The sequence below is a fragment of the Rahnella contaminans genome (assembly GCF_011065485.1).
GTDB classification, from domain to species: domain Bacteria; phylum Pseudomonadota; class Gammaproteobacteria; order Enterobacterales; family Enterobacteriaceae; genus Rahnella; species Rahnella contaminans.
Genome location: NZ_JAADJS010000003.1, coordinates 172,681 through 198,385, shown reverse-complemented (window position 1 = coordinate 198,385; position 25,705 = coordinate 172,681). Strand labels below are relative to the sequence as shown.

Sequence of the window (25,705 nt, the reverse complement as noted above, 5' to 3'; positions counted from 1 at the left end):
GCCGCTTTCGCGGCCTTTCCATTATCTTCACACTTTCTTCAAACGCGGATTACTTCTCGTCTGGCAGTGCGTAAGCGATGATGTAATCGCCCAGTTTGGTGCCGAATGAACCGTGACCACCGGCGGCGATAACAACGTACTGTTTGCCATTCACAGAGTAAGTCATAGGGGTTGCCTGGCCGCCTGCTGGCAGACGGGCTTCCCACAGTTTGTCACCGTTGCTCATATCGAATGCACGCAGGTAGTTATCTGCGGTCGCGGCGATGAAGAACACGTTACCGGCGGTAGAAATCGGCGCGCCAAGCATTGGCATACCCATTTTGAACGGCAGCGGTAATGGTGAGCTGTCGCGCACGGTACCGATACGTTTTTTCCACACGATATCATTGGTTTTCAGGTCAACACCGGAGATGTAACCCCATGAAGGCTGTTTACAAGGGAAGCCCAGCGGAGACAGGAACGGATTCAGCGTGACGCCGAATGGCACGCCGTACTGTGGCTGAATGCCCGTCTCAGTACCGGAACCGCCTTTATCGTTCTCATCTGGCTCCATAGGATTGCCAGGACCACGTGGGATCAGTTTAGACACGAACGGCAGAGCAATCGGGTTAGCGATAGCCACCTGACGGTCGGTATCCACAGAAATCCCACCCCACTCGAACATACCGAGGTTACCCGGGAACACCAGAGTGCCCTGCTCGGATGGCGGTGTGAAGGTGCCTTCATAACGCAGTTTGTGGAAGATCACACGACACATCAGCTGGTCGTAGATCGTGGCGCCCCACATGTCTTTACCGGTCAGTTTCGCTTCCGGACGGAAAGTCAGTTCTGAGAACGGCTGAGTCGGAGACACATGGTCGCCTTTCGCCGCGCCCTGCGGAACAGGTTTTTCAGGTGCATCTACAATCAGCTTACCGTCACGGCGATCCAGCACGAAGATGTTACCGGTTTTGGTCGGAACATAAATCGCAGGCACTTTGTTGCCGTTCTTGTCGGTGATGTCAGCCAGCGTCGGCTGCGCCGGAACGTCCATATCCCACAGGTCATGGTGAACAGTCTGGTAGAACCATGCCAGTTTACCGGTGGTTGCATTCAGCGCCAGCAGGCCGCTCGCGTAACGTTCCATTTCAGGAGTACGGTTGCCGCCCCAGATGTCTGGTGTCGCCACGCCGATTGGCAGGTAAACCAGATCCAGTTTGTCGTCATAAGCCGCAGGTGCCCATGAGTTCGGGGAATTCGGGGTGAAGTGCTGACCATCAGCAGGCATTTTGTTCGGATCAGCAGCGCCCGGATCGAACGCCCAGAGCAGTTTGCCGGTCTCTACATCAAAACCACGAATAACGCCTGAAGGCTCGCGGGTTGAGTAGTTATCGGTAACCGCACCGGCCACGATGATCACAGATTTCGTGATGATTGGCGGTGAAGTTGGCTCGTAGTGGCCCGGCGTTGCGTAAGGCATGTTGCCTTGCAGGTTCAGCTCACCGTTGTTACCGAATGCCGGGCAACGTGCGCCGGTTTCAGCGTCCAGCGCAAACAGACGGCCATCGTTGACTGGCAGAATGATACGACGTGAACAAACAGCAGGCGCTGCACCGTTCGTTTCGGTGCCTTGCGCGGCTGGCGTAGTCTCGTGATAAGACACCCCGCGACAGGTCACGTGCTGGAAGGTTGGGTTTGGTTTCAGCTCAGGATCGAACTTCCACTTTTCTTTACCGGTTGCAGCATCCAGAGCAAACAGCTTCTGGTGCGGCGTACACAGGTAAAGCATGTCGCCGATTTTGATTGGCGTGACTTCGTCGGTGATTTCGCCCGGATCATTCGGGGTCTTCAGGTCACCGGTACGGAAGGTCCATGCCACGTCGAGTTTGCTGACGTTTTTATCGTTGATCTGGCTCAGCGGCGAGTAACGGGTACCGCCCTGAGTACGGCCATAGGCCGGCCAGTCACTGGCTGGAACGCCGGAATCGGTCGCGGCAGGTGCCGCATCGGCAGCTTTGAGGGTGCCGTTGATTTCCTGCGGGTCGTTAAAGACGGAATACGCCAGCACGAGCACTGTGAACACCAGAGACAGCGCCAGAGCGCCGCGTGCAAAGGCATTTTTCGCCAGCATCTGATTATAAACAACAGGCAGTAAGATCCACAGGCCCAGGAAGAAGGTGACGTCTAAACGCGGCGTCAGTGCCCAGAAGTCTGTGCCCACTTCCCAGACAGCCCACACCGTGGTGCCGAACAGGAAGATTGCATACAGCAATAATGCAGAGGAGCGACGGCGATACAGCAACCACGCGGTAACCAGCGAAATAACACCGGCAATAATGTAATAAAGAGAACCACCTAATTTCGCCAGCCAGATACCGCCGACTAAAAGATAAATCCCGCTTAACGCGGCGAACAAAGCGGTAATTATTACGACGATGCGTGATAACGAGGCTTTCGTTTCCATAGTTGATGACCTTACAGATTTTTATAATCGTCGATTCAGGTGCGCTGAATCTTCAAGAACACCCGGTTTACCCGGGCGTCATGCCTTGCGAATGCTGCCAGCGTTAACACGTACAGGCGTCTGGCAGCTTCGCGGGGTACTTTTTTACAAAATTAAAACGGACTTCTCTGACTGATTGAAAACATAAAACTTATTCGAAGCTATAAGAGAGCGTAGCTCCGCCACCGTAGTTCCTGCCAGGTGCCGGCTCGAAATAGCGGCCATTACCTTCGTTGACGATCACCGAACCGACGTAATTTTTGTCGAACAGATTATCGACGCGGGTGAACAGGTCGAGCGTCACTTTGTCCCAGTTGAAGCGGTAACCCGCACTCACACTGGCCACGGTATAGGCCGGTGCCTGTTCGCTGTTTTCATCATTGACTTCGATATCACTCATGTAGCGGACATCCGCGCCGGCGTGCCAGCCGTCAACCGGTGCCCATTCCAGCGAGGCGTAGCCCATGTTGCGTGCGATCCCCGGCAGACGGTTACCCGCTGGCGTACAGTCGCCCGCGCCGCAGGTCTCATTGCGGAATGTCGCATCGAGCAACGTCCAGGCCATTTTCAGACGCCAGTTCTCTTCGAACTGCTGATCCAGCGACAGCTCCAGCCCGCGACGACGTGTTTTCCCGGCGTTCATATAGCTCGAACGGCCCCCGACACTTTCGGCCACCACCAGCTCGTCATCGGTATCAGTTTGGAACACGGCGGCGGTCACTAAACCGTTGCCTACGCGCCATTTGCTGCCGACTTCAACCGTTGTGCTGGTCGCCGGTTGCAGATCCAGGTTCAGGCCGGACTTGCCGTCAGTGCGGTAAGAAAGCTCGTTAATGGTCGGCGTTTCAAAACCACGGCCCGCAGAGACATAAGTATTCAGCGTTGGCGTCACCGCGAAGTTCAGGGACGCCATTGGCAACAGTTTGTGATAACGGCGCGAACCGCTGTCATCCGGGTTGCTGCCGGTGATGTAGTAATCCGTCGAATCGAAATTAACGGTGCTGTAGCGCGCGCCGACATCCAGCGTCCAGCGCGGCGTCAGGTTCCACGTGGTTTGCAGATACGGATCAAGGTTCCACATCACGTTCTTTTCGTTACGGCGTTCATTGCCCTTCACGCCAAGATCGCCATCCGCATCGAAGTTCTCATAACCGAAACGGCGCTCGGTCATGGTTTCATAATCCAGGCCACCGGTGACGGAGAACGGCACGGAACCCATCTGATCGTCATGTTTCCAGCGGGTATCCACACCGGAATATTTACGCTCCAGCACAATCACACCGCCTGCGTTCAGCGGGTTTTTCTGCGACGCGGCAGGAATGGTTTGGTATTGCGTTGTATGGCGCTCGCCGTGATACGTCATCAGGCTGAACTCGTCGTTCTCGCCCATCTGACGCTGATAGCGCAGGCCGACCTGCGTCTGATCCAGCGATTTACGCGCATTATACTGATCGGCGCGGGTCGCCTGTTTCGGGTTATCGTGCCATTCGGACCCGGTCAGACCGCCCGGATCATTCGCATCAACGGACACGCTGTTAAACATCAGCGTCAGGGTGCTGGCGTCATCGATACGCACGCCCAGCTTGCCATTACCAAGATTTTTCTGCGTACCGCTGTGGTCACGGTAGCCGTCGGTGGTGAATCGCGAACCGGAAATCAGGTAATTCACGTCGCCCGCATGCGTGCCGTCGCCGGTTGCGCCGCTGGCTTTTACGCTGTTACGGAAAGAACCGTAACTGCCGAAATAGGTGCCGGCTTCAAGCCTGGCAGGCTGGGAACCGGTTTGGGTATCCACATTGACAACGCCGCCGGAAGAGTTGCCGTAAAGCGCTGAATACGGGCCGCGCAGCACTTCCACGCGGTCGACCGAGTTCAGGTCGATATTGGAGGTCTGCCCCTGCCCGTCTGGCATGGTGGCCGGAATGCCATCAACATAAATGCGCACGCCACGCACGCCATACATGGAACGGCTGCCGAATCCGCGAACGGAAAGCTGTAAATCCTGCGCATAGTTCTGGCGGTTCTGAACCTGTAAACCCGGAACGCTGCCGAGGCTTTCAGACAGGTTGACCTGCGCTTTGCTGTTTCTGAAATCGTCGCCATCAATCACACTGACCGCCGCAGGGGTATCCAGTTCGGATAATCCACCGGTGCTTTCACGCTTGATGACCATCAGCGAGGAAGAATCTGACGAATCGTCGGAATCTTTCGCGGAAGTGCCCGGCGCTGACTGTGCGTAACTGACTGAAACTGGGTTCAAAACTGATAAAAACGTGATGATAAAAGCAGAGGTTTTGGCGTTCACTTTATGAGTTCTTTTGTTTTAAGTTAAAAGGCTGAGTCAAAAAAGACGACGCACATCTCAATTTTAGACATTAGAAGTAGACACAAATCGACCAATCTGATTGAGAGCGGTGAAGGGCGTCACTATAGTTTTTTTCTTCCTGTTAGTACATACGCAACTTTACAAATATAACTTTTTAACAAAATATCGCACGCAGAGTACATCTGAGGGCCATTCTCATTTTAAATCTCCGCCCCAAACCTGCGTGTATATACAACTTGTGGCGTTTTTTTCTCCCATATGAAATAAACGGTTTGTTTCACATGAAAATTAACCCGATAACCACAAGGGTATTAATAATTTTGCATGGTAACGGTTACAGTAAATTCAACCGATTGATTAGCAATTAATTTATAAAAAACCTGCATTACCAGATATCCCCATAAATTACGTTCAGAAAGCGCCCCATAATTCGGAATATCCTGTTTCATTTCCCTCAGAAAGTTCTGCTTACTGAATGAATATAGACCACGATTTGCACAAGCGGGAATAAGTCGCGGCATTTTCGTACGCACAATGTTCCGATATATGGCCCCGCCCTGCCTTTACAAAACAAATAGAACCGGATGCCCTGTGACGTGAGGATTTACTGAGGGAAAGCGTTTTCACAAATGACGTTTTTGTCATGAAGCCGTCACCCGCCTGTCAGAGCCGCGGGCTCAGAGTGAAATCACACATCCGATGTTCATTCTGATTTAAAGCAAAGAGGTCATGCCATGCGTTTACGTTTAGCTTCTACATTTCTGGTTGCCGCTGCAGCCGCGTTCGGTTCTCAGGCTGCACTGGCCGCACCGGTCAAAAATATCGTGCTGGTTCATGGCGCATTTGTCGGCGGTTCGGGCTGGCGTCCGGTGTACGACATCCTGACGCATGACGGCTATAAAGTGACGCTGGTGCAGGAACCGCTGACGTCGTTCCCGGAAGACGTCGCTGCCACCAAACGTATTTTAGACAGGCAAGATGGCCCGGCGATCCTGGTGGGTCACAGCTACGGCGGCGCGATTATTACGGAAGCGGGTAACGATCCGCACGTCGCCGGGCTGGTTTATATCGCGGCGCATGCCCTGGATAACGGCGAAACTGAAGCGATAAACGGCAGGAAATTCCCGAACTCCGCGCACCCGTTTGCCAAAACGCCGGACGGTTTCCTTTACATCAATCCGGCGAATTTCCCGGCAGACTTCGCCGCTGATTTACCGCTTAAACAAGCCGAATTCGAAGCGCAGGCGCAGATGCTGACGTCCGCCAGCGTGTTCACGGCCAACATCCCGGATCCTGCATGGAAAGTAAAACCAAGCTGGTACATGGTGGCGAAGTCCGACAAGATCATTAACCCGGATTTAGAACGGATGTACGCCAAACGCGCACACAGCCACACGGTTGAAATCGCGGGCGCCAGCCATTCAGTTTACGAGTCACATCCAAAAGAAGTGGCCGCACTGATCGAACAGGCGGCAAAAGGCGCAGTGAAATAGAGATTCAGGATTGGGGATGCAGGGACGCGTCTCAAAACTTGTTACCTTTAGGCAACACGTTGCGTAACGGCCTCTCCTTTAGCCAACCGAAATACTTAACCCATACTTATGTATTTACTAATTTTATGCCTGTCAGGTCAGATTAAAAACGTAAAAAAGGCTGTTCCCATCACAAAAAAATCTCACTTATGGTCTAAACAGGTTCTTCTTTGTTTTTGGCATATTTAAATCATTGCCATTATCGATATCTCAGAAAAATATTTTTATTCATATATTTCAATTAATTGCAATGGTCATTTTTGCGTCACTTTGTCCTTACGAACATCTGCGTGCAGCATCAAAGCGGCAGAACACACTGAGATATCATCGTGTTGCCATACCGGCCGGTGCACAAACTCCTCTTTCCCGCATCAAGATAATTCTTAATCTTTTTTTATGTGTCGTTTGATCTTCTTTGCAATGTTGCTATTGTTGATTATGTCGTTCATGACAGTCTCTAAATATAAGAAACACACTCCATTACGGAACGCATTCTTACATGAAAATTTGAATTTACTTAAAAAACGGCTTTCCTGTTGTTCAGGAAAAGTCGTGTTAAATAATGACTTCACTTTGCAACTTTTGAAATATTAAGGTTCGCCGGATATTGCCTGACGGGTAATCTGGTGCACTCACACCCCACCAGGCTAAAATAATTCGATTGCTATTCATTAGTGCATTTAATTTTTAAAGAATTATTGCATAACTCGCAATGGCAGAAGTTCGTTACTGCCATTTTCAAAGCCTTGTGTCTGAAGTTTATTGGGTGCTGAATTTATGACTACACAAAATTATACAGCCGATGAAAAGAGCGTTGTAAAAAATGTCATCAACAACTATGGCAATAAAGGCGTTTTTATTATTGATCCGGGAAATACTCTGCTGGTCAATTTTTATGACATTCAGTTAAAGCTTTCCGGTTTAGCCTACGCGAATTCCCGTCAATTCTCCCAATGTTGGGAAAACGCAAAAAAACTTAAAGGCAGCACCGGCCAGTTAAGTCAGGCAGCAAATGACTCTGTCACTCCGGTATACAGTATTGTCCGGGTTGACTCTACCGATGGAAAAAATTATCGCGCGGATGCCGTGGGTTCTCTTCCTGTTTCCGCCAACAATGTGACGCAAACGCTGGGATTATTTGACGGTGATGCCACCAATGTCGGCCAGGTAAAATATACACAGAATTATGTGAATGCCGCGGATTGTGTTATCGGCGCTGAAGGGGTATATCCGGACAGTGATAAAAAAGCTGATTTCCCGGTCACGGTGATTTATACCTTTGCGCAAACCATCAATAACATGACGGTCTACGGCGCTGAAATTATTACCACGCAGAACTACCCTCAGGAAATTTATAATGAATCTCCACAGACTATTCATAATCCAAACGAAATAAAAATTTGCTTAACGCGCGTGGAAGCCGACTGTGACTACAGCCAGCCCTATGAGGGCGGGGGCATCGTCAGTGTTCCGGTCAAAGGTTATATCACCTACGGCGGGAATATTGATGTCAGTGGTGGCAAACCCGTTAACGGGATGAGCAGTATCTACCTGATACGCACCCGCGCGGGGGGTAACCCGATTACGCCTTATCCGGGATTTGATTTTTTCGACCCCAAAAATTCAACCATCGCCGGCAATAACATCAAATGGGATCTTAACTGGTTAAAATTTAATAAGGTCGATTTTGATTCCGGCGAAATGGTTTATTATGTTTTTAAACTCATTCTTTCCGTCTCAGGAAAAAGCATTGCAGCCTTTATCACTAATGCCCCTAAAGATATAGTCCCCGGTCAGCAACTTTTAAATACGGTCACAATAAAACCGATGAAAATTGTTTACGGGTGCCTGCATGAAAACACCCAAATAACGATGACTGACGGCAGTGAAAAAATAATTTCAGCGATGAGAATGGGAGACCGGGTGAAAACCGTAAATAATGGTGAGCTTACCGTTGAAAACGTCACCACCGGGCAGGAACAGCATTGTATAAAAATAGTCGCACAGGCTGCGGACAATAAAATACTCAGCGTGGTCGCCAGCCCCGGACATCCTTTTATAACCTCGTCTGGCGTAATTATTGCGCGGGAGCTTAAATCTGGCGACAAACTTTTAACGCTGACGGGAGAAAGTATCGTTATCGATATTCAACCGCAGCCGGAGGAAGCTACGGTATTTAACCTGCAACTGTCTGGCGAAAAACGCGATGAAAATATGCTGTACGCTAATAACATTTTGGTTGGCGATATCCAGATGCAAAGATTTTATGAAGATGAATATTACCGGAGACCTGAAAACATTCTGAGCCAGTTACCAGAAGAATGGCATGAAGATTACCAAAATCATCTCAACGTAATGGGTGAATAATATTATGTACGAAGGATATCCGGACTTTCAGAAAATTATAACAACAGCTACGCAACGTTTTATCGGGACGTATCAGCAAAAAGCAGCCTATTTTCTGTACCCGGAATCCCTCGGTATTCAGGCGGCGGAGCCGTTACCGTTTTCTCTGGATATTGTCCGTAGTACAAGTGCAGACAGCATTTATGGTTGGCTGAGTTTCACGACTGAGCTTGAGTATGCCAGCGGGCAAAGCCTGGAAGATTTCAAAAAACTGTATCCGGGTAAAGCGGTGAACATTTTGCCTCTGGTCTCGGGGAGCCTGGGATTTGACGTGCCGGTTGAGTATCACAGCGATCTGCGGGCGCAGAGCTTTGATGCCACGTGGTATTCGGCGCAGTACATCCAGTTCATTATTCTGCTTAATTCAGCAAGCACTCAGCTGATTGAGGATACGATCCTCGACAAAATCATCGGGTTTAATGCCCGGCTGGATGGTTTTGTAGAAGGGGTATCACCTCGCCTGCCCTATTCCATCGAATTTGATCCCCGTTCGCTGATGCAGGTGTTAACCGATAACGTTCCGGGAACCGTTACCGCTGACGGCACCCGGGTGGCGTTTGGCTATGAGCTGTTAACGCAATATCTGTACCAAAATATCCGTCAACTGCCTTTGACGATCTCCCCGGCGCTGCCGGTGAACGATCTCGCCGCAATTCGAATGTTCTGTCAGGCCTTCCTTGACCGGCTCTGTAACCTGGCAGCTTCACCCTGTGCGGGCCCGGCGAACAGCAATGTCGCCATGATCTGCCTGGCGTCGCAACCACAAAGCGGCCGGGTGATTTTCATACTTGATACCGTCGTGCTGAGCCTGCGCCCTTTGAGCTTTTTACTCGATCCCTTCAGCGCTGCGCAGCAAATTGCCAAAAAGTCGCCCGACACAATAATTCACCGGGTCACTCCGCCCCCTATGCCAGAAGACAAACGGGCGATCGACGTTTTTTACACGCCACCGCCAGGGCTGGGCGCGGGCGTTTCTATCGATATTCAGCTGACGCTGCCGGCCGGTAATATTTATCCGCAAAAACAAACACAAACGCAGGCTCTGACGCCAGATAAAAGTCGCGTCACCTTCACGTTTTTTAACAGCTCACTCGGCGTAAGCCCCTTCTTCTACCAGGTCCGCGTGAATTATTCTCAGGGGGGAAGCTGGCAAACAATCTCCGGTGATCCGTTGCAGTGCGCGGACCGCTTTCTGGTGCTGGATCCCACGTCGTTACCCTGTAAGTTCCTGACCCTCAGCCTGGATGAAGGTTTTGCCCGCCAGAGCATAATCAGCGGGACTTATCATTCTGGCGGCGTGGATCAGAACCTTAAATTAACCTCTGACGCGCCCGATTTCAGTTACCCGATCCTCTGCGGCAATACGTATGCCGACGTGGAAGCCCGTCAGATATCCGGGGAAGGCGTGGTTCCGCTGCCCGGGCCAGTCACTCTGTCCACCACACTGGGCGCATACAGTTTTCCGCAGTTTGGGGCGCAACTGGCGCGCATCACGGTGAATCTGCCGGACGGCGTCACTGCGGCAGAATTCGAGTTTGAGCCGCAAAGCCTGATGCCTGCCACAAAATATAACTTCACTCATCTGCATAACACATTCGACTACAAATGGACGGTCACCTCTATTTATGCCAGCGGTTTTCGCTACAGATCTGCTGGTGGCCCGTGGTCAGCCTATGTAACCGGTAATCAAACAATTGATTTTAAAGGTGAAAGATGAACACTGAATATTTAAACCCTGAGCAGACGCTACAAAACTTCTTTCTGCTTGGCCGGGACTTTGCTTTCCATGATCAGACGCTGCCACCGGAGGCCTACACCTATGGCAGCTTTGCCCCTCAGGTCGTGCTGGATACTCCCGGAGGTCAGATCAGCGCGTTGCATTTACTGACCAGCCCCGGCGGGGGAATGGCGACCTTCGTCGCTCCTGCACAGCCCGCAGATACCCCGGCGTTAAAAGCGTATATCCGGGAACATTTCATCCCGTCGCCGGGCGAGATCAGTCTGATCCAGGGCGATGTCCGCCAGTCCCTGTTCCTGCGTTTTGTCCATCAGCCGGAAGCGGACAGTTATGACGTTGAGTTTGAGCAATCCCGTATGGCGCTGACGCATAGCGAAAGCGGAGTTCTGGACGACGCTATCAGAGGCGATAAAAACAAGGTTTACCTGCGGATCCGCAGCCAGTTCAGCGTCAGCAGCCGCGCGGCGGCACGGATGGAAACGGACTGGGTTGCATTTCTGACGCTGGCGTTCAGTGAAGATGCCCGTCAGCCGGAGACCATCGCCCTCCTGCTCAACCAGCAGATCGATGCCGGTGTGATTACCCTGGACGAACAGTTTGATAATGCACCTTCAGAACAGACCCGCGAACGGGTCAGGAATTCTCTGGTAGAAACGGCGTCGCTGCTGGTCAGTAATACGCTGCGAAATATCCATTCGGTGGATGAGATCCCGACCAAAATCAGCTACGACGTCAGCTACAGCAACAGTGTGCCGCAACAGTATTTGCTGACACAGCAACAGGATATCGCCGTGCTGCTGGGCACGTTGCCCGCAGAAAGCATTATCACGTTTACCCCGACGCCGCTGCCTGAACCCACCCGCCCTGACAAGCCGGTCATCACGCGTGAATGCCGGGTAAGTCTGGGTTTCAACCCGGCCGGTTTCAACATCATGTCGGTTGATCTGGTTTACGCAGATGAGCAGACGCCGATGCCGTGGCCCAATTTCACACCGGTCACGCTGAAAACCGAATCGGACATCAGCACGATCACGCTCCGGGTCAAATTTGCGGATTACAGCGACTACGAAACGCAACTTCGCTGGCAAGACGACATTGCCCTTACGCCGCAGGAACTGGGTTTTTACAGCGTCCTGTTTGATGCCGAAGACCTGAAATCCAGCTTTAAGTCGGTCAAAGGCAGCGCGACCTACCTGCCCGCGGGCCCGGCAAAAAAACAATCTTTTAGCTTCTCATTTTCCACAGAACCCACGTGGCAGGCCAGCTGGTGGGTCAACGCCCATTTTGCCGGTCTCAACGGCCAGATTGAATACAGCTGGAGTGGAAACCTGAAATCGCTGTTCCCGAAAACCTACGACTCTGGCCGCCTGAAGGCCAGTGTCAGCCCCGTCAAACTGCAATACACCAAGTGATATAAACAAGAGGAATGCCCTATGTTAACCACCGCTTTGCAGCAGTCGATCAAAATCCCAACGGATAAGTATCTGGGCGAAACTGAATATATCTGTACCTGTTACGGCGACAGCCTGGACAAGAATACGTATTACGTCGTGCCCGAAATCCCGGTATTTGTTGCCCGCGACGCTAACAGCCCCAGTTTTATGTTCTATAAATATCGCGGCGAAGACATGCAAGGCGGTTATGCCCAGTTTACCGTGATGCTGCCGTTGCCTCCCGATGATCTGCAAGCCAAAATCCGCGCTGAACTGTTTGGCAATATTCAGGGCCAGCTGACGGCGAAATCCACCCTGATTGTCACCTATGTTAAAGCCGAACAGGCTTCGGCAGCGGATCCGGAAAACCAGACTAAAAAAGCGGCGATGGACGCTGCGCTGAAAAATACCGGCCTTGACACCGATCAGGCCAGCAAATTTGTGTCGCTGTATGACAGCAGCAAAGGCAATGACCAGTTTCTTCCTGAGCTGATGCCGGAAGAAGCACAGAAAATTAAGCTGTTGCAGCCTAACTACACCTCGGCGCAGGCCACATTAATTCTTGATGACAATGAAAAATTCTACCGTCAGATCCCGACGCCTTTATCGCCATCTGGTTTAGGCGATAACAGAACCGTTTTCGGGCTGACACTGACCGGCGAAGGCGCCACCCTGTTTGAAAATGTGCTGGCGGGCACCGATAAAAACTCAAGCGTCGGCGTTCGTTTTAACTTCAATCTGGACGCTTCCCTGCCTGCGGCCAAAGTAACGGTGAGCTACGACAGCGAAATCACCAAGTCGGTCACGCAAACCATCTCTTACCATACGTGGTCGGCAGATGAGAAAAAGATTGAACGCGAATACATTGAGAAAGGGGCCATTAAAATTGATGTTCAGGTCGGGCTGACCGCGGCAGAAATGGGGATGACGGCCGATCAGTACATCAAGTGGAAAGAGGGTCTGACGGCGTGGGGGCAGAAACAGGTTGAGCAAATCTTAAGCAGTCAGACCGGCCTGGACATGAGTCTCGATATGCTAAATGACGCGGGTAACTTTGGTAAATTCCAGGAAAGCCTCAAACAGACCAAAAGTTTTACCCGGGTTTATGACGAAAACTCTGTCGTTTCCTTTGCCATCGCACCGCAAACCCAGCTGCCGTCTATCCAGTCCATCGTGGGCGAAGCGAACCTGAAGGATTATTTCAAAGAGTACGACCTGAACGATCCGTTCTATCAATTTATTCAGCCTGAGTTCTATGTCACTCAGGATCTGGCGACCTATAACATCGCCAATATTGTCGTGACGGCCATCTACGACAAAGACAATCAGAGCACCTTGCAATTTAACCCTAAAGATATGGATCCGAAAAAAACCGACAAATGGTTTATCAAGCCGGAGCTGGGCCGCGCGTTTAAATATTCCTACACCGTTAACTTCAGCGGTACACAGGCCAAACCCTATCATTCCGGCGATATTCAGAGCGACAGGGATCTGATCATCTCCATTAACACCGCACAGTGTGGCGTCGTTTACGCCGATATTTCTACCCTGCTCGACCCGCTGGGATGGAAAGTCTTCAGCCAGGTGGTGGTTAAAACGCGCTATTCCGATCCCGATAAGGGGGTTGATCTTAAAACCACCAGCCAGGTCATCAGCGAATCCGCACCGCCTAAACCGTTCATTTATCCCATCGGCACGACCGTGGATAAACCGATTTATTATTCTGCCGATTACTACGCCATCAATGGCGACAGCCTGACCTACATTCCCAATGGCGTTGAGACCAGCCCGCAATTGCCGGGTTATGGCCTGACGCAGGGCAATCAGATCCTGATCCCTAACGCCCTGCCTAAAGCGCAGAAGTACACGGTTATCTTCCAGCCAACGCAGAAAGACGTCACGCTGATCACCTATGAAATGACGGTGAAATACCCGAAATGGGACTTCAGTGAATCGCAAAGTATTGCCATCACCGAATTCGACAGTAAGTCGATGACCCAATATCTGACCTTCAATCTCATGCAGGCAGAAGCGGGCAATGAGCCGGAAATAAGCTATGTCTCGACCGTGTATTTCGGTGACAAAGGCGAAGAGAAAACGAAAACAGATAAGGTATCGAACACCACGACAATTGTGGTGGTGAAGTTCTGATGCTCTGAAATAACAAAGGGCAATCAACGTTGCCCTGTTTTTACTTCCGTCACGCAGGATTGTCGCGATGAATAATCAGATCATAGTGCAAAACATTTGTTTTATCCGTGCCGACCCGGACAGACCTGTTTATTTTTACTGCGCCGCAGCGCCGGGCATTATGGTCACCCGCGACGATCAGCCCGCGGTCCAGCTACAGATTTTCAGAAACAGCAGCGAACCGGCCACCGTTTATTATGCCAGCTTGTCACTGCAAACTTTATTAGTCAGCAGCCCTGAAGCCGCGCGCGCAGCGGCAGATGCCAGCACGGATATCCCGCGCGATGCGGTGCTTTTGCCCTTGCAGGCTATTTCCTGCAGCGCGACGCTGAATATTCCCGGTTTCATTACCGGACTAACCAGTAAGACGGCGTTGAACGACCAGCAAAATTGCTATCTGCTGGCCAGGCTCGGCCCGCAAGACAATATCGCCCTGCTGACCAGCCTGATGGCGAAGCCGGAAACGGCACCTGTCACGGTCAGCTACAAAATCGATTATCTGCAACAGCTGCCGCCCGCAACCTTTGAACTTGAGGCCAGCTGGGACAAAGTTTATGAGTTCCTGCAAGAATCGATGGGCTTCAACCTGCTGTTTTTTTCGGTCGATATCGAAAATACCTCGTCACGGCTGATCACCGATAAAATCGTGACCATCAAAGTCCGCGACACAGATCCCGACAAACATATCGCGCAGGCCGGTGCCGAACTGACGCAGATCCTGCTCAGCGAATTCTTTACCCCGGTGTTTGCCGATGTCCCTGCGCAACCCCGGCCACAGGCCGGTTTTTATCTGCAGCGGGTTTCTGTTAAAGACATTGAGCAGCGCCGTTTGAGCGGAAAACTGAGCGAAACGACGGTGGTAAAACGCTCGGTTTATCCGCAGGCTTTATTCAGTGAACTGGTCAAAGGCACGGACTATCAGGCCGGCCGCGTGATCACGGAAACGGATCTGCAGGATGATTTTTTTGCCTCCCGAAACGTGCAGATAAACTTACTGACGCCCGAGCTGGACAGCAATATTCAGCTGGTGATGGCGCGCCTGCGTTATGGCGACAACGTCCAGCAATATGCCTTCCGTAAAGGCGACGTTCTGCCCAAGCATTTCAAAGCACCGAGCATTACCGACCCGAAAACGGGGAAAATGCTGTGGCCCGTCGGGTACGATTTTATCGTCTATTTTAATAAGCCTTTTGGGAGCGTGACGTCCGTCAGTTCCGGCGATCTGCAAACTGAGCTGGACGACATTTATCTGGATCTCGATTCCGTTTATGCCCGCTATGATTTTCTTATCCGCGCAGCAAGCCAGTTTAACTGGAACTGGTATCAGTCGGTTCTGGTTACCGTGCGCTGCCGCCACAGGCTCTTGCCGGGCCCCATCGTGTCAAAAATTTTTCAGATCACCCCCACGTCCCGGGAAGAAGATTATCCGGTCACGCTGCCGGACCCCGATTTGTATCTCTTTGACGTCAGCAAGGAGTACAGCAGTGAGGTCAATTCGCCGCATTTATCCGCCGTGATTGAAGAGCCGACCAGCCAGGATATCTCGCTGTTCTCCTCGTTGTATCACCAGCGGGTATTAACACTTTCCGCCAACATGGACTGGCAGGAGGTCGAAAAAGTGATCGTGTCGGTCAGCTACCCTTATTCTCCCACTGACGAGAATGCCTGCCTGCAACAGGTCTTTCAATTTACCGAAAAAGACGCCGCCATTCAGCGTTTCAGCGCTGATCAGCCAGACCCTGCGCGGCTCACCGTCAACCTTGATATCTGGTTCACCTACCAGGATGGCAAAGGCGGTGATCACCCCGAGTACGTCCAAACCGCAACCGTTCAAGACAGTATCAATATCGCCAACCTCATTTAAGGAAACGCCATGTTATTACTTAGAGAAAGAACACAAACCATCAACAACATCACCTTCTTTGCTGATGACTCCGATGACAAGCAGTTCTGGTATTTACCCGGTGATATCCATATCGCGGAAAATGACAAAAAGCCGGTATTTTCATTGATTAAATACACCGGCGACGGCAGCGGTCAGCAAGGGGGCTACATCAACTTCGAGGTGAACACGTCTATTGATGAAGATGTACTCAACAACGCATTCCAGGAGTACCTGAGCAAACTCAAGGTGGATCCGAAAACGGCGCGCAAAACGCAGGTGATGTTTGACAAAGGCACGGTGAATTTCTTTGTACTGGGTGCGGAAGGGACGAACGGCGAGCTAATCAGCGCCCAAAGCCCCAGCCTTTTTGGCAAAAACAGCGCGATCTTCAGCGCGAAATTAACGCCGGAACAAGCGGTGATCCTGGAAGCCGCGTTTAATCAGGCGCAGGCACCGGCCGCCGTGGCGTACAACCTCAGTTTTACGGGCATCACGCCAGCCTTAAAAGTGGAAGTCGAAGCCAAGCTCGAAAGCCTTTATAAAGAGTTTGATCTTAAATTTGGGGCCAATATTCCGATCCCGGTCGAAACGCCCGCCAGCTTCTGGCTGGGTTTTGACAGCGTCATCAAAAAGCTACAGCAGGATCAGAAACTGATCATCAAGGTCACTGAAAGTATGCCAGGCGATCAGGCGGAAAAAGAAAAGGAATGGGCGTTGCAGTTTGTCAAAGAAGAGATTTTGAAAAGCTTCTTTACCGCTTCGCTGAGCCCCAACGATGACAGCAATACTCAGGCGAAATCGGCCAGTTCCTCCATTCTGGATTCCCTGATCGCCAGCGACAAAAAAGAGGACGAAGAAGGCGGAAAAGGCGGGCTCTTCCCCAGCGCATCACTGGAGATAAAAATGGTGCGCATCGAAGAGACGAAAGCGCTGAACTTCAACTACATCTCGTCGCAGGCGATCACCCAGGCCGCGGTGCCGCAAAACTTTATCGGCAGCGATATCCTGCGGGCGAAGAAGGTTCCTCCCTACTTCATTGAAGTCAACGTTAACGATCCCTTCTTCCAGAAAATTGACTTCACCGTGCTCGGGCCGGACGGATTTGATGAATACGGCATTAAAGCCGCGAGCTTCAAAATCGGCTACAACAATCAGGTGTATACCGCCGCGCCGTTCACCGCCGACGACGGGACATGGGGAAAGAATATCTCCCGGAGTAAAAACACCAATGAACTGTTCGATATTCAGAGCGAGTTTATTTTTAAATCAGCCGCTACGTCCGGCTGGGAAGGCAGCAGCAGCTACCAGCCAAAATCACAATCGGCTTCAACTTTGCTGAATCTCGATCCCGGCTCAGTGCTGACATTCAATGAAATCTCCATTTTTCTGGACAAGAAATTTTCGTGGGAGAATTGCAACCAGCTGATCGTCGAGCTGGCTTATACGGACGATAAGCAGAGCAAAAAAAGCAAAAAGTACACCTTCAGCGAAGATAAAAGCGAAGCCCAGACCTTTAAATACCGCTGTCTGACCGAGAAACCGTGGAACGTTCACTACAAAATCACGTACTTCTTAGTCGGCGGTAAGACAACGACGCTTGATGGCAGCGAAAACCCGCCCGCTATCGTTATTCCGGCAGTAGCGTAGGCGACAGACAATGGTCGAACTTAATACCGTAATCCCAGTGGCATGGAACGCCCTGGTTAACGCACTTTGCCGGGAAGCGCCTTATCTGCGGGCAACGCTGACCGCGGAAATTGCCCGTTTCACGCAGGCACGTCTGGCGTCCGGCGGTCTAGCGGCGGCTTTTAATACCAGCCTGCTGGCCTACAACGGCTGTCCGCTTGAATTTACTGTTTCGACGTCAAAACCGCAGGCGCTTGCCTGCACTCTGGATCCCTTTTTACCTTATTACGCAGAAGATCGCCGGATAGACGCGTTTGCCCGCCATTACCGGCAGATAGTTGCGCCGGTTTCGCAGAATGACGCTGACATTCGTTTTGATGCGGCAGCCATAATGCAAAACCAAAGCGCGCAACCGCTGCGGTTTGGCTCCTGGCTGGGGCGAAAATATACGCCTGAAGGGATGAAAACGAAGATCTATTCCGAGGTGCAGTCCGGTGGTTTTGACGAAACGAACTGGCCCGGCGCGATGGAGAATCTCTCCCTCGCCGCCTGCCGGGAAGCCGGATTGTCATTGCTGATGACCGGCGAATATCCGCAGCAATCCGCCTCGCCGCGTGAGTATTACTTTCAATGGCATAGCGCGCACATCACGCACGCTGACATTGCGGCGGTCATGCGTTTTTTTGACTGTGAATCGCTTTGGCCTGCGCTGAAGCCCTTGCTGGAGCAGGCCGTACAACAAACCCTGAACGGGCAGGTTTTTCCGGCGACAACCTACGGTTTTAGTCTGGTTTATGGACAGGATGCAAAGCCTGCAAGCTTCACGCTGTTTGTGATGGCGGCAAGTTTCTTTGGTGATAATCAGCGGGTTTTCCCCGCAGTTCAGAACCTGCTGACGCAAAATGACCAACAGCTGCCTTTACTGCAACGGGTGGTTACTGAGCAAATTCCCATACAGTTCAACGTGGTGGGCTTTTCGGTGGACAGGCAGGGAAGCCGTGCCATCAGCTGCACTTTCAGCCCGCAGAATAGTCATTTTGAGACATTGCCGGTCAGACCATCGCCGCCGTCAGTACACACGCCCCGGCTCAGCCTGAAAGCCTTACTGGCGCAACAGTCTGCCAGCGGTGCTTTTGTGTCGTATGTCAGAACACCCGACGGGCGCTGGCATCAGGATGAAAATGCGTTTGTGACCGCGCAGGTCTTACGCACGCTGGAGAACACCGCGCAGACGGCTCCGTACATTGAAAAGGCGCTCGGTTTCCTGACAACCTGTGAAACCCGTCCGCACCATTTCAGTTTCTGGCCAGCCGCCGCCCATCCTCAGTGGATGGCGAACCTGAAAATCTGTGCCGATATTGATGACACGGCCATTATTACCGAACTGCTTTATAAATCTGGCCGACTGTCGCTCGCGCAGGCCCGGCAGACGCTTTCTCATATGAACAATTATCAGGTGCGGAAAGTAGATCCCCGCCTGAAAGCCACGCAAAACCAGTGGGCTGAGTGTCAGAGCTTTTATACCTGGATGCAGGATGAGAACCAACTCTCTCAGCTCGACTGTTGCGTCAACACCAATGCCCTGATTTTGCTGCACAGGCTGACGGATGAAGGCAGTCCTCTGCCGCCCGCTTATCCGCGCATTACTCAGATGCTGAATCAGGCAGTGCAATGGAGCGGCAGTGACTTCGACCGGCTCAGTACATTAACCCCGTATTACGCCCACCCTGCGGAATGGCTGGCCACACTGATTTACGCCCGACAAGCGGGGATCCCGCAACTCACGCCGTTGATTAATGCACTTTCCTGCTGGCAATTGCCCGCAGGACAACGGGAAAGCCCGCTTTATCGCCGGCATGACGGGCGCTATCTCTGGACGTCTCCCTGCCTGAATCAGTTCAGATCTCTGGCTCAAACTGAATATGCTGAGGAAAACCATGAATATATTTCTTAATAACCTGGTGGCGCTGAACCAAATTATTTTGCAAAACGCTCGCGAACAGTTCCCGGTTGCAGAGGGGAAACACCTGCGCTACCGGGCTGCCCAGGCGGTGCTGGCCGATGCGCTGACCGCCAAAGTGTGTACCGAAATCATCTCAGGAGAAACCCGCTACGAAATTGCGACCAGCACCGACGGCACAAGCTGGAAGATGATGCTGAACTTCGCGCTGAGCCAGCCGGTTCCGCAAACGCCTTATGTTGTGCTGAGCTTCAGCACCTTCGGCAATGCCGAAGAAATGGTCTTTGACAAAGTGATGGAGACTGAAACGGAAAATGTTTATCAGGCAGAGCTTGAGCTGAACGAGCTGGCACAGCGTGATGCGTTGCTGCGCGCCTTGTCTGATTTTGATGCGCAAACCACGCTGGTCGTTGCACTCAAAACCGATCACAGCATTACCAATACGATCACCGATCCTAAAGTTTTCTACTTCGCGGAAAACTACTATCCGTATATTTATCAGGGCATTCTGCCGCCACCCGCCCGACTGCAACTGAAACTTCTGCCGCTGGTTTTTCAGAATGTGACCTACAACTATTATCAGGACTATGTTCTCCAGAATTACCTGTATTACCTGCCTGATACCTTTGAGGTTGGTCTTGGCACAGACCTTAAACCGATGCTCTCATTTTCATTTTCTGCCCCTGATAACGCCACGAAACTGGATCAGGTCAACGTCACGATGGACTACTTTTTACTGCCTAAGGTGAACCAGGCGCGGATTGCCAACGCCAGAGACCAGTTCACCCAGAAACATCCTGACGGAAAACTGATCCCGTTTGCCAATGCCGATACGCTGGCATTACAGCTGGAATTGCCCGCGGGTAAAACAGAGGAAAAGAATGCGCTGATTAACCTGCAAAGCGGCGTCGCAGATTCGTTCACCCTGCCGGTCAGTCAGTTTGTGACAATCTGGGATGCGCTGTTTTCAAAATCACCGCAAAGCCTGTTACTCAAAGGGGAGCTGGAGGTTCAGTTCAAGGGATTCAATCCCGATAAATTGCCGGTGAAAATTGCGCTGGATGACAAATATAAGGATAAACCGCTCGATTTTATTACACAGTCCACGCCCGTGGACATTTCCAATACCCTTACGTTCAAAAGTGATCCCCAGGCCTACAGTTCGTCCGGGCCACGTCCGATCGAGCGTATGTTAGTCAATATCGGGAATGAAACTTTCGAACTGAATAAAACGAATCCGGATCACGACGCCATCGTAAAAGTATCGGTGATTGATCTCATCCTGCATCCGGATAAAAAACCCGTATATACCTATGACCTGCAAATTCGTTACGTCGACGGAGGAAAAGTGGAGCGTAATAACCAGACCACCACGTTTGAGATTATTTATGTGCCGTAATGTAATACCCGGAAAGGGCTGAATGCCGTCAGTTTAAATATCACAATCAGGAGATGCCTATGCCCGAAATCTGATATGAGAATAAAGATTCTGTACAAATTATTTAGCGTTAGATTCCCGAAGCAGATGATCTGTTTTGCGATCTGTCCTCGGCCATTTTTTGTGAAGTGACCTGTGCAGATTTCCTGCATATGTCTTTAAAACAATCTGTTAGCGAGGTTCAAATGAAACAACATTATATGCTCGTTATTGCTGCTGGTTTGCTGGTTTCCGCGTCATCTTTTGCAAAAGTTAACGACGTGCCTAAAGGGGCATTAGTAGTCCGTTACGGTGCGGCTAATACGGATGCGAATTACGCCAGCCAGGATGGATATCCGGGCACCTTACAAAACGTTTCGGCCTTATGCTCTAAAGCGAATTCCGGCGTTGATCAGGCTAAAGTCGAAGCGTTAATTAAAACGGATACCGGCAGATCTAAAGATTTAAAACAGGCAGGAGGCACCAATGCGTCCACGCTGATTAATAAAAATGCCACGGTGTCCACGGATCCGCAGCCGGGTAACCCCAACCATTGCATAATCAGTAATATTGAGTTGAAAAATATCAAAGGTGCATGGCAAATGTTTGCGCTTAAATAAGCAGACTAAATCAGGCCCGGTAATATTTTATGCGTGTTTTGCAGGAAATATTTTTCCGGGCCAGATCCCTGCTGAGTTGTGGCAGCCATTTCCGGCGCTGCGTATAAAAAGTTATGCTTTTCGGGTGTACGCGATCATGTGGGATAGCGCGTACACCACGCAGCCGAGGAAGGCGGCGGGGGCGAGGCTGTCATAGAGATGTCCCGGCTGGGCGCCGGTATACAGTATGACCGCCGAAACGGCGATCCCCATCATCGCGCCGGGGATATGGATCCAGCGGGTTAAACGCTGTTTTTGTGCTTTGTAGGCGGCGAATTCCTGATTCGTGCGACCCAGCGCCTGGCTCAGGCGTTCGCAATCTTCTTCGTTATCGCGAACGCGCTCTGCCAGACGGGTATTTTCTTCCTGAATTTCAGCGAGCTGCTTTTTCAGTTTCGCTTTTTCACTCTTCGCGTTCTGCCCTTCGTACTCTTCCAGTTTCAGACTGGCACGCAGTTGCGTGACTTTACGGTTAGCCTCAGCCGTCAGTTCTTTCTGCTGACCGAGCAAGGCGTAATTACCGTCGGCACGACGGTTAGCCGCGTGGCGTTTGTCTTCTTCCCCGGTCACCTGCTCCTGAAGCCTGTCGCGGGCAGCGGCCATCGCCGCCATCTGACTGCCCATATAAGCGACAAGATTTCTGGACTCTTCCAGCTCGGCGGAAACTGAATTCCCGGCAGTTTGCTGACGTGCGCGCATCAGCGCCAGTTCGTCAGCGTGCTGTTTTTTCTGTATTTCAGCCTGGCGCAGCAGTTCGCTGACCCGCGTATTCAGACGGTATAATTCTCCTTCCAGTCGCTGAACGTCTTCTTTATTCCCGCTGCTGGTTTGGTTGCGTGCAACGGCCAGTTCATGGGTCAGACTGCGCACCTGCTTTTCCAGTGATACCAGTTTTTCGAGCGTGACGGCGGTGTCTTTAAAAACGGTTTTGACTTTGGCTTTATCGCCTTCAGCGCGGCTGAAACTGACGCCTCTGAGTGCGCTTTCCACTTCGCGGGCGATGGACGTTTTATCCATTGCCTTCATCCGGTTGCACGCGCTGGCCAGAAAAGTGGCCGCTTCATTGCTGTTACCGGTGCCAAAGGCTTGTTTGATAAGGCTCTGTATCACGCTCATTTTGTCGTGCTCGCTCGCAGGATATATTCAGGACACGCATGATGCAGACCTTAGGTGCATCAGATTCTAATTACTCATTGTATCAGATAGGATTTGTTTTATTTATCGAAGTTATTTTAAGCGGATGTTTTGAAGGATTAATGGCCGTAGTCTTGAGATACAAAAAGCCGGAACCCGGTTTCCCCCGCTCCGGCTGTTTTCATGCAGAAATTAATGGAATTGCAGATATGCGACGTGGGTTTGCAGATATTCCTGCAAGCCGTGTTTGCCGTCTGCGCCGCCGACGCCGGATTTACGCCAGCCCGCATGGAACCCCTGCATCGCTTCAAAGTTTTCGCGGTTGATATAGGTTTCCCCGAACTTCAGCTGTTTCAGCGCTTTCATCGCGGTGTTGATATTGGAGGTATAGATAGAAGACGTCAGACCATACTCGCTGTCGTTGGCCATCGCGATGGCTTCTTCCAGCGTTTTGAATGTCGCGACCGGCAGCACAGGGCCGAACACTTCTTCATGCATGATCGGCATATCCTGTTTTACATCCACCAGCACCGTCGGCTGATAGAAGAAGCCTTTGTCGCCGTGACGTTTGCCGCCCAGCAGCACTTTCGCCCCCTGCGAGACGGCTTTCGCCACTTTGTCCTCGACGCGTTTTAACGCCGCACCGCTGATGAGCGGCCCCATATCCAGCTCTTTCTGTTCAGCGGTATTGCCGAAGGTCACTTTTTTCATCGCCACGCTGATCCGCGAAATGAATTCGTCGTACACACCTTCCTGCACGTAAACACGTTCCGCACAGTTACACACCTGCCCGGTGTTGATCACGCGTGAGCTGACGATGGCTTTGACCGCAAGATCCAAATCCGCGTCATTCATCACAATGGCCGGGGCTTTCCCGCCCAGTTCCAGCGAGACTTTGGTGACGTTCTGCGCCGCAGCGGTCATGGTGGCGATACCGGCGGCGACGCTGCCGGTCAGGCTGACCATCCCGACTTTCGGGTTGGCGGCCAGTTCCTGCCCGACAACCGGCCCGTAGCCGGTGACGATATTCAGCACGCCCTTTGGCAGACCGATTTTGTGAATGATTTCTGCAAAAATAATGGCGTTGTTTGGCGTGATTTCACTTGGTTTGATCACGATGGTGTTGCCGGTGATCAGTGCCGGTGCGGCTTTACGGGCAATCAGAAAGAACGGGAAGTTCCACGGCAAAATACCGGTCGTCACGCCGATGGCTTTGCGGAACACAAAGATATTTTCGTTTGGCCGGTCACTCTGAATGATTTCGCCTTCGTAACGGCGCGCCCATTCGGCCATGTAATCGAGATAATCGGCGGTAAACAGCACTTCGGTTTGCGCCAGGCCGTAGGTTTTGCCGCCTTCCGCAATAATGGTTTCTGTCAGTTCTGCTTCTCGTTCGCGGATCCCGGCGGCGATTTTGTGCAGCCACACGCCCCGTTCCACTGCGGGCAACGCTTCCCACCCCGCTTGCGCCGCTTCGGCAGCATCAATGGCTTTTTTCGCGTCTTCGGCAGAGCCTTCAGGGATCTGCGAAATCACCTGTTCTGTGGCCGGATTGACCACGTCAATCCACTTACCGCCGGTGTTTTCAACGAATTCACCGTTGATGTACATACGTTTTTGAACTGTGCCCATGTCAGAAATCTCCAAAGAACGGATAGAGGGATGATGAACGAATTGTTAAAAAATAAGCTCTTTTTTGTAAAGTTCTAACAGCCTGTTCTATCCGTGACGTTTTTACCTTTCCGTGATTGCCAGTTGGTTTTGAGAAATGGCAAAAATGTCATGATCGGTCTGCCCGACATAACATTTTTGAAAATTGAGCATTTGTGAAAGGAATATGCCGGGTATTTACTGACGGACGTGGCGGGGCGCATACCCAAATTCGCGCTTAAAGAGTGTAGAGAAATAATTGCTGTCGCAGAAACCGCACTGATGCGCGATGTCCGTGATCGAGCTGTCGCTAAAACGCAGCATGTTGCGCGCATTGAGCAGCCGCAGGCGGTTAAGATAATTGAGCGGCGTGCAGCCGGTTTGCTGTTTCATCTGGCGGTGTAATGTGCGAAGCGACATCGAGAATTGTTCCGCCAGCACCGGCCAGTTGATCTCTTCGTCATAATGCTCGTTCATCCAGTCCAGCAGATTATTCAGGTCGCCACCCTGCCCGCGATACCCGACGTCACGGCTGCCCTGACGCAGCAACAATAAAAGCTGCATGAAATACAGTTCCTGCTGAGCCTGGGATTCCGGCGTCTGGCTGACCGTTTTACGCGCCAGCAGGTCGATGAGCGTTTTAGCCTGCGTCACCTGGTTCGGGCTGATGCGCCAGTGCGCCGGATAAATGCCATCGACTTCCTTTGGCAGTAAATCACTGACCCCGTTGAGGAATCGAAACGCATTCGGGCCACGGTACAGAACGTTGGTCAGATACAGATTGTCGGTATCTTCGTAAAGATGGTGGTCGCAGTGGCGCACAAAGCAGACGCTGCCTGCACTGAGGATCAGCGGATGGTCATTAAAAACGTGTGTCCCGGTGCCCTGTTCGACCAGCACAATCTCGTTGAAATCCTGGTGATGATGTTCAGGAAAAGTTTCCTGCGGGTAACGGGGTTCAATGGCGACCGGAAAATCTCCTGAAGGGAAATATTCACTACTGCGTAACACGGTCATTTCCGACTCCTTATTAACATTATCGTAATATCTTAGTCGTCACTGACGCCGTCATCGGGCTGAAATTGTGATCTGCCAGCCGCTTTTGAACAAAACCTTTCTTTCCCGGCACAATCTTGCGCAATCCGGCGTATGACGCAGGTTTACGCCCTCTTTCAGTGCGGTTTTTCCCTGCCCGAAATCGGTTTTTTTCGGGGCATTTCCATGGGTCGAAACAAGATTGTTATCAATTTGTGAGGTTGTTCTCTTA

Annotated in this window: 15 protein-coding genes; 10 read left to right on the top strand and 5 right to left on the bottom strand. The window is 51.5% G+C overall.

The genetic code is table 11. The features are described 5' to 3' along the window. Positions 1-49 precede the first annotated feature (49 nt). Both GW579_RS15650 and pqqU read right to left on the bottom strand, forming a co-directional pair. Positions 50-2,443, bottom strand: a complete 2,394-nt coding sequence (locus GW579_RS15650) for a glucose/quinate/shikimate family membrane-bound PQQ-dependent dehydrogenase (RefSeq protein ID WP_165059972.1) — start codon at positions 2,441-2,443, stop codon at positions 50-52. Between the two features lie 190 nt (positions 2,444-2,633). Further along, positions 2,634-4,787, bottom strand: a complete 2,154-nt coding sequence (pqqU, locus tag GW579_RS15645; RefSeq protein ID WP_165059969.1) for a TonB-dependent receptor PqqU — start codon at positions 4,785-4,787, stop codon at positions 2,634-2,636. A 755-nt stretch (positions 4,788-5,542) separates the two neighbouring features. Here pqqU and GW579_RS15640 point away from each other — a divergent pair. The 10 genes from GW579_RS15640 to GW579_RS15595 all read left to right on the top strand — a co-directional run bounded on the left by GW579_RS15640 (position 5,543) and on the right by GW579_RS15595 (position 21,615). Beyond that, positions 5,543-6,301 (top strand): alpha/beta hydrolase, encoded by a 759-nt coding sequence (locus tag GW579_RS15640; protein WP_165059966.1) that lies wholly within the window; start codon positions 5,543-5,545, stop codon positions 6,299-6,301. 816 nt (positions 6,302-7,117) lie between these two features. Then, positions 7,118-8,707, top strand: coding sequence for a Hint domain-containing protein (locus tag GW579_RS15635; protein WP_165059963.1), 1,590 nt, complete (start codon positions 7,118-7,120; stop codon positions 8,705-8,707). 4 nt (positions 8,708-8,711) lie between these two features. Then, on the top strand, positions 8,712-10,463 hold the full coding sequence (locus tag GW579_RS15630; RefSeq protein WP_165059960.1) for a hypothetical protein: 1,752 nt from the start codon (positions 8,712-8,714) through the stop codon (positions 10,461-10,463). Then, positions 10,460-11,896, top strand: coding sequence for a hypothetical protein (locus GW579_RS15625; RefSeq protein ID WP_165059957.1), 1,437 nt, complete (start codon positions 10,460-10,462; stop codon positions 11,894-11,896). Before GW579_RS15630 ends, GW579_RS15625 begins: the two co-directional genes overlap by 4 nt. A gap of 21 nt (positions 11,897-11,917) precedes the next feature. Next, a complete protein-coding gene (locus GW579_RS15620) occupies positions 11,918-14,068 on the top strand; it encodes a hypothetical protein (RefSeq protein ID WP_165059954.1) in 2,151 nt (716 codons plus the stop codon). A 67-nt stretch (positions 14,069-14,135) separates the two neighbouring features. Continuing rightward, positions 14,136-15,971 carry a hypothetical protein gene (locus GW579_RS15615; RefSeq protein ID WP_165059952.1) on the top strand — a complete coding sequence of 612 codons (1,836 nt, stop codon included), beginning with the start codon at positions 14,136-14,138 and terminating at the stop codon, positions 15,969-15,971. Between the two features lie 9 nt (positions 15,972-15,980). Next, a complete protein-coding gene (locus tag GW579_RS15610) occupies positions 15,981-17,639 on the top strand; it encodes a hypothetical protein (protein ID WP_165059949.1) in 1,659 nt (552 codons plus the stop codon). A 10-nt stretch (positions 17,640-17,649) separates the two neighbouring features. Further along, positions 17,650-19,572: a hypothetical protein gene (locus GW579_RS15605; protein WP_165059946.1), complete on the top strand. Its 1,923-nt coding sequence runs from the start codon at positions 17,650-17,652 to the stop codon at positions 19,570-19,572. Then, positions 19,556-20,977: a hypothetical protein gene (locus GW579_RS15600; protein WP_165059943.1), complete on the top strand. Its 1,422-nt coding sequence runs from the start codon at positions 19,556-19,558 to the stop codon at positions 20,975-20,977. The genes GW579_RS15605 and GW579_RS15600 overlap by 17 nt, the downstream gene beginning before the upstream one ends. Before the next feature lie 191 nt (positions 20,978-21,168). After that, a complete protein-coding gene (locus GW579_RS15595; protein ID WP_165059940.1) occupies positions 21,169-21,615 on the top strand; it encodes a hypothetical protein in 447 nt (148 codons plus the stop codon). A gap of 111 nt (positions 21,616-21,726) precedes the next feature. On the opposite strand, the gene GW579_RS15590 is transcribed toward GW579_RS15595, so the two are convergent. From GW579_RS15590 to rhaS, 3 genes are all read right to left on the bottom strand, one after another. After that, positions 21,727-22,770 carry a coiled-coil domain-containing protein gene (locus GW579_RS15590; protein WP_165059937.1) on the bottom strand — a complete coding sequence of 348 codons (1,044 nt, stop codon included), beginning with the start codon at positions 22,768-22,770 and terminating at the stop codon, positions 21,727-21,729. Between the two features lie 210 nt (positions 22,771-22,980). Continuing rightward, complete coding sequence (gene aldA / locus GW579_RS15585; protein WP_152326679.1) at positions 22,981-24,420, bottom strand: aldehyde dehydrogenase; 1,440 nt, start codon at positions 24,418-24,420, stop codon at positions 22,981-22,983. A 216-nt stretch (positions 24,421-24,636) separates the two neighbouring features. Then, positions 24,637-25,455 (bottom strand): HTH-type transcriptional activator RhaS, encoded by an 819-nt coding sequence (gene rhaS, locus GW579_RS15580; protein ID WP_165059935.1) that lies wholly within the window; start codon positions 25,453-25,455, stop codon positions 24,637-24,639. Between the last annotated feature and the right edge of the window lie 250 nt (positions 25,456-25,705).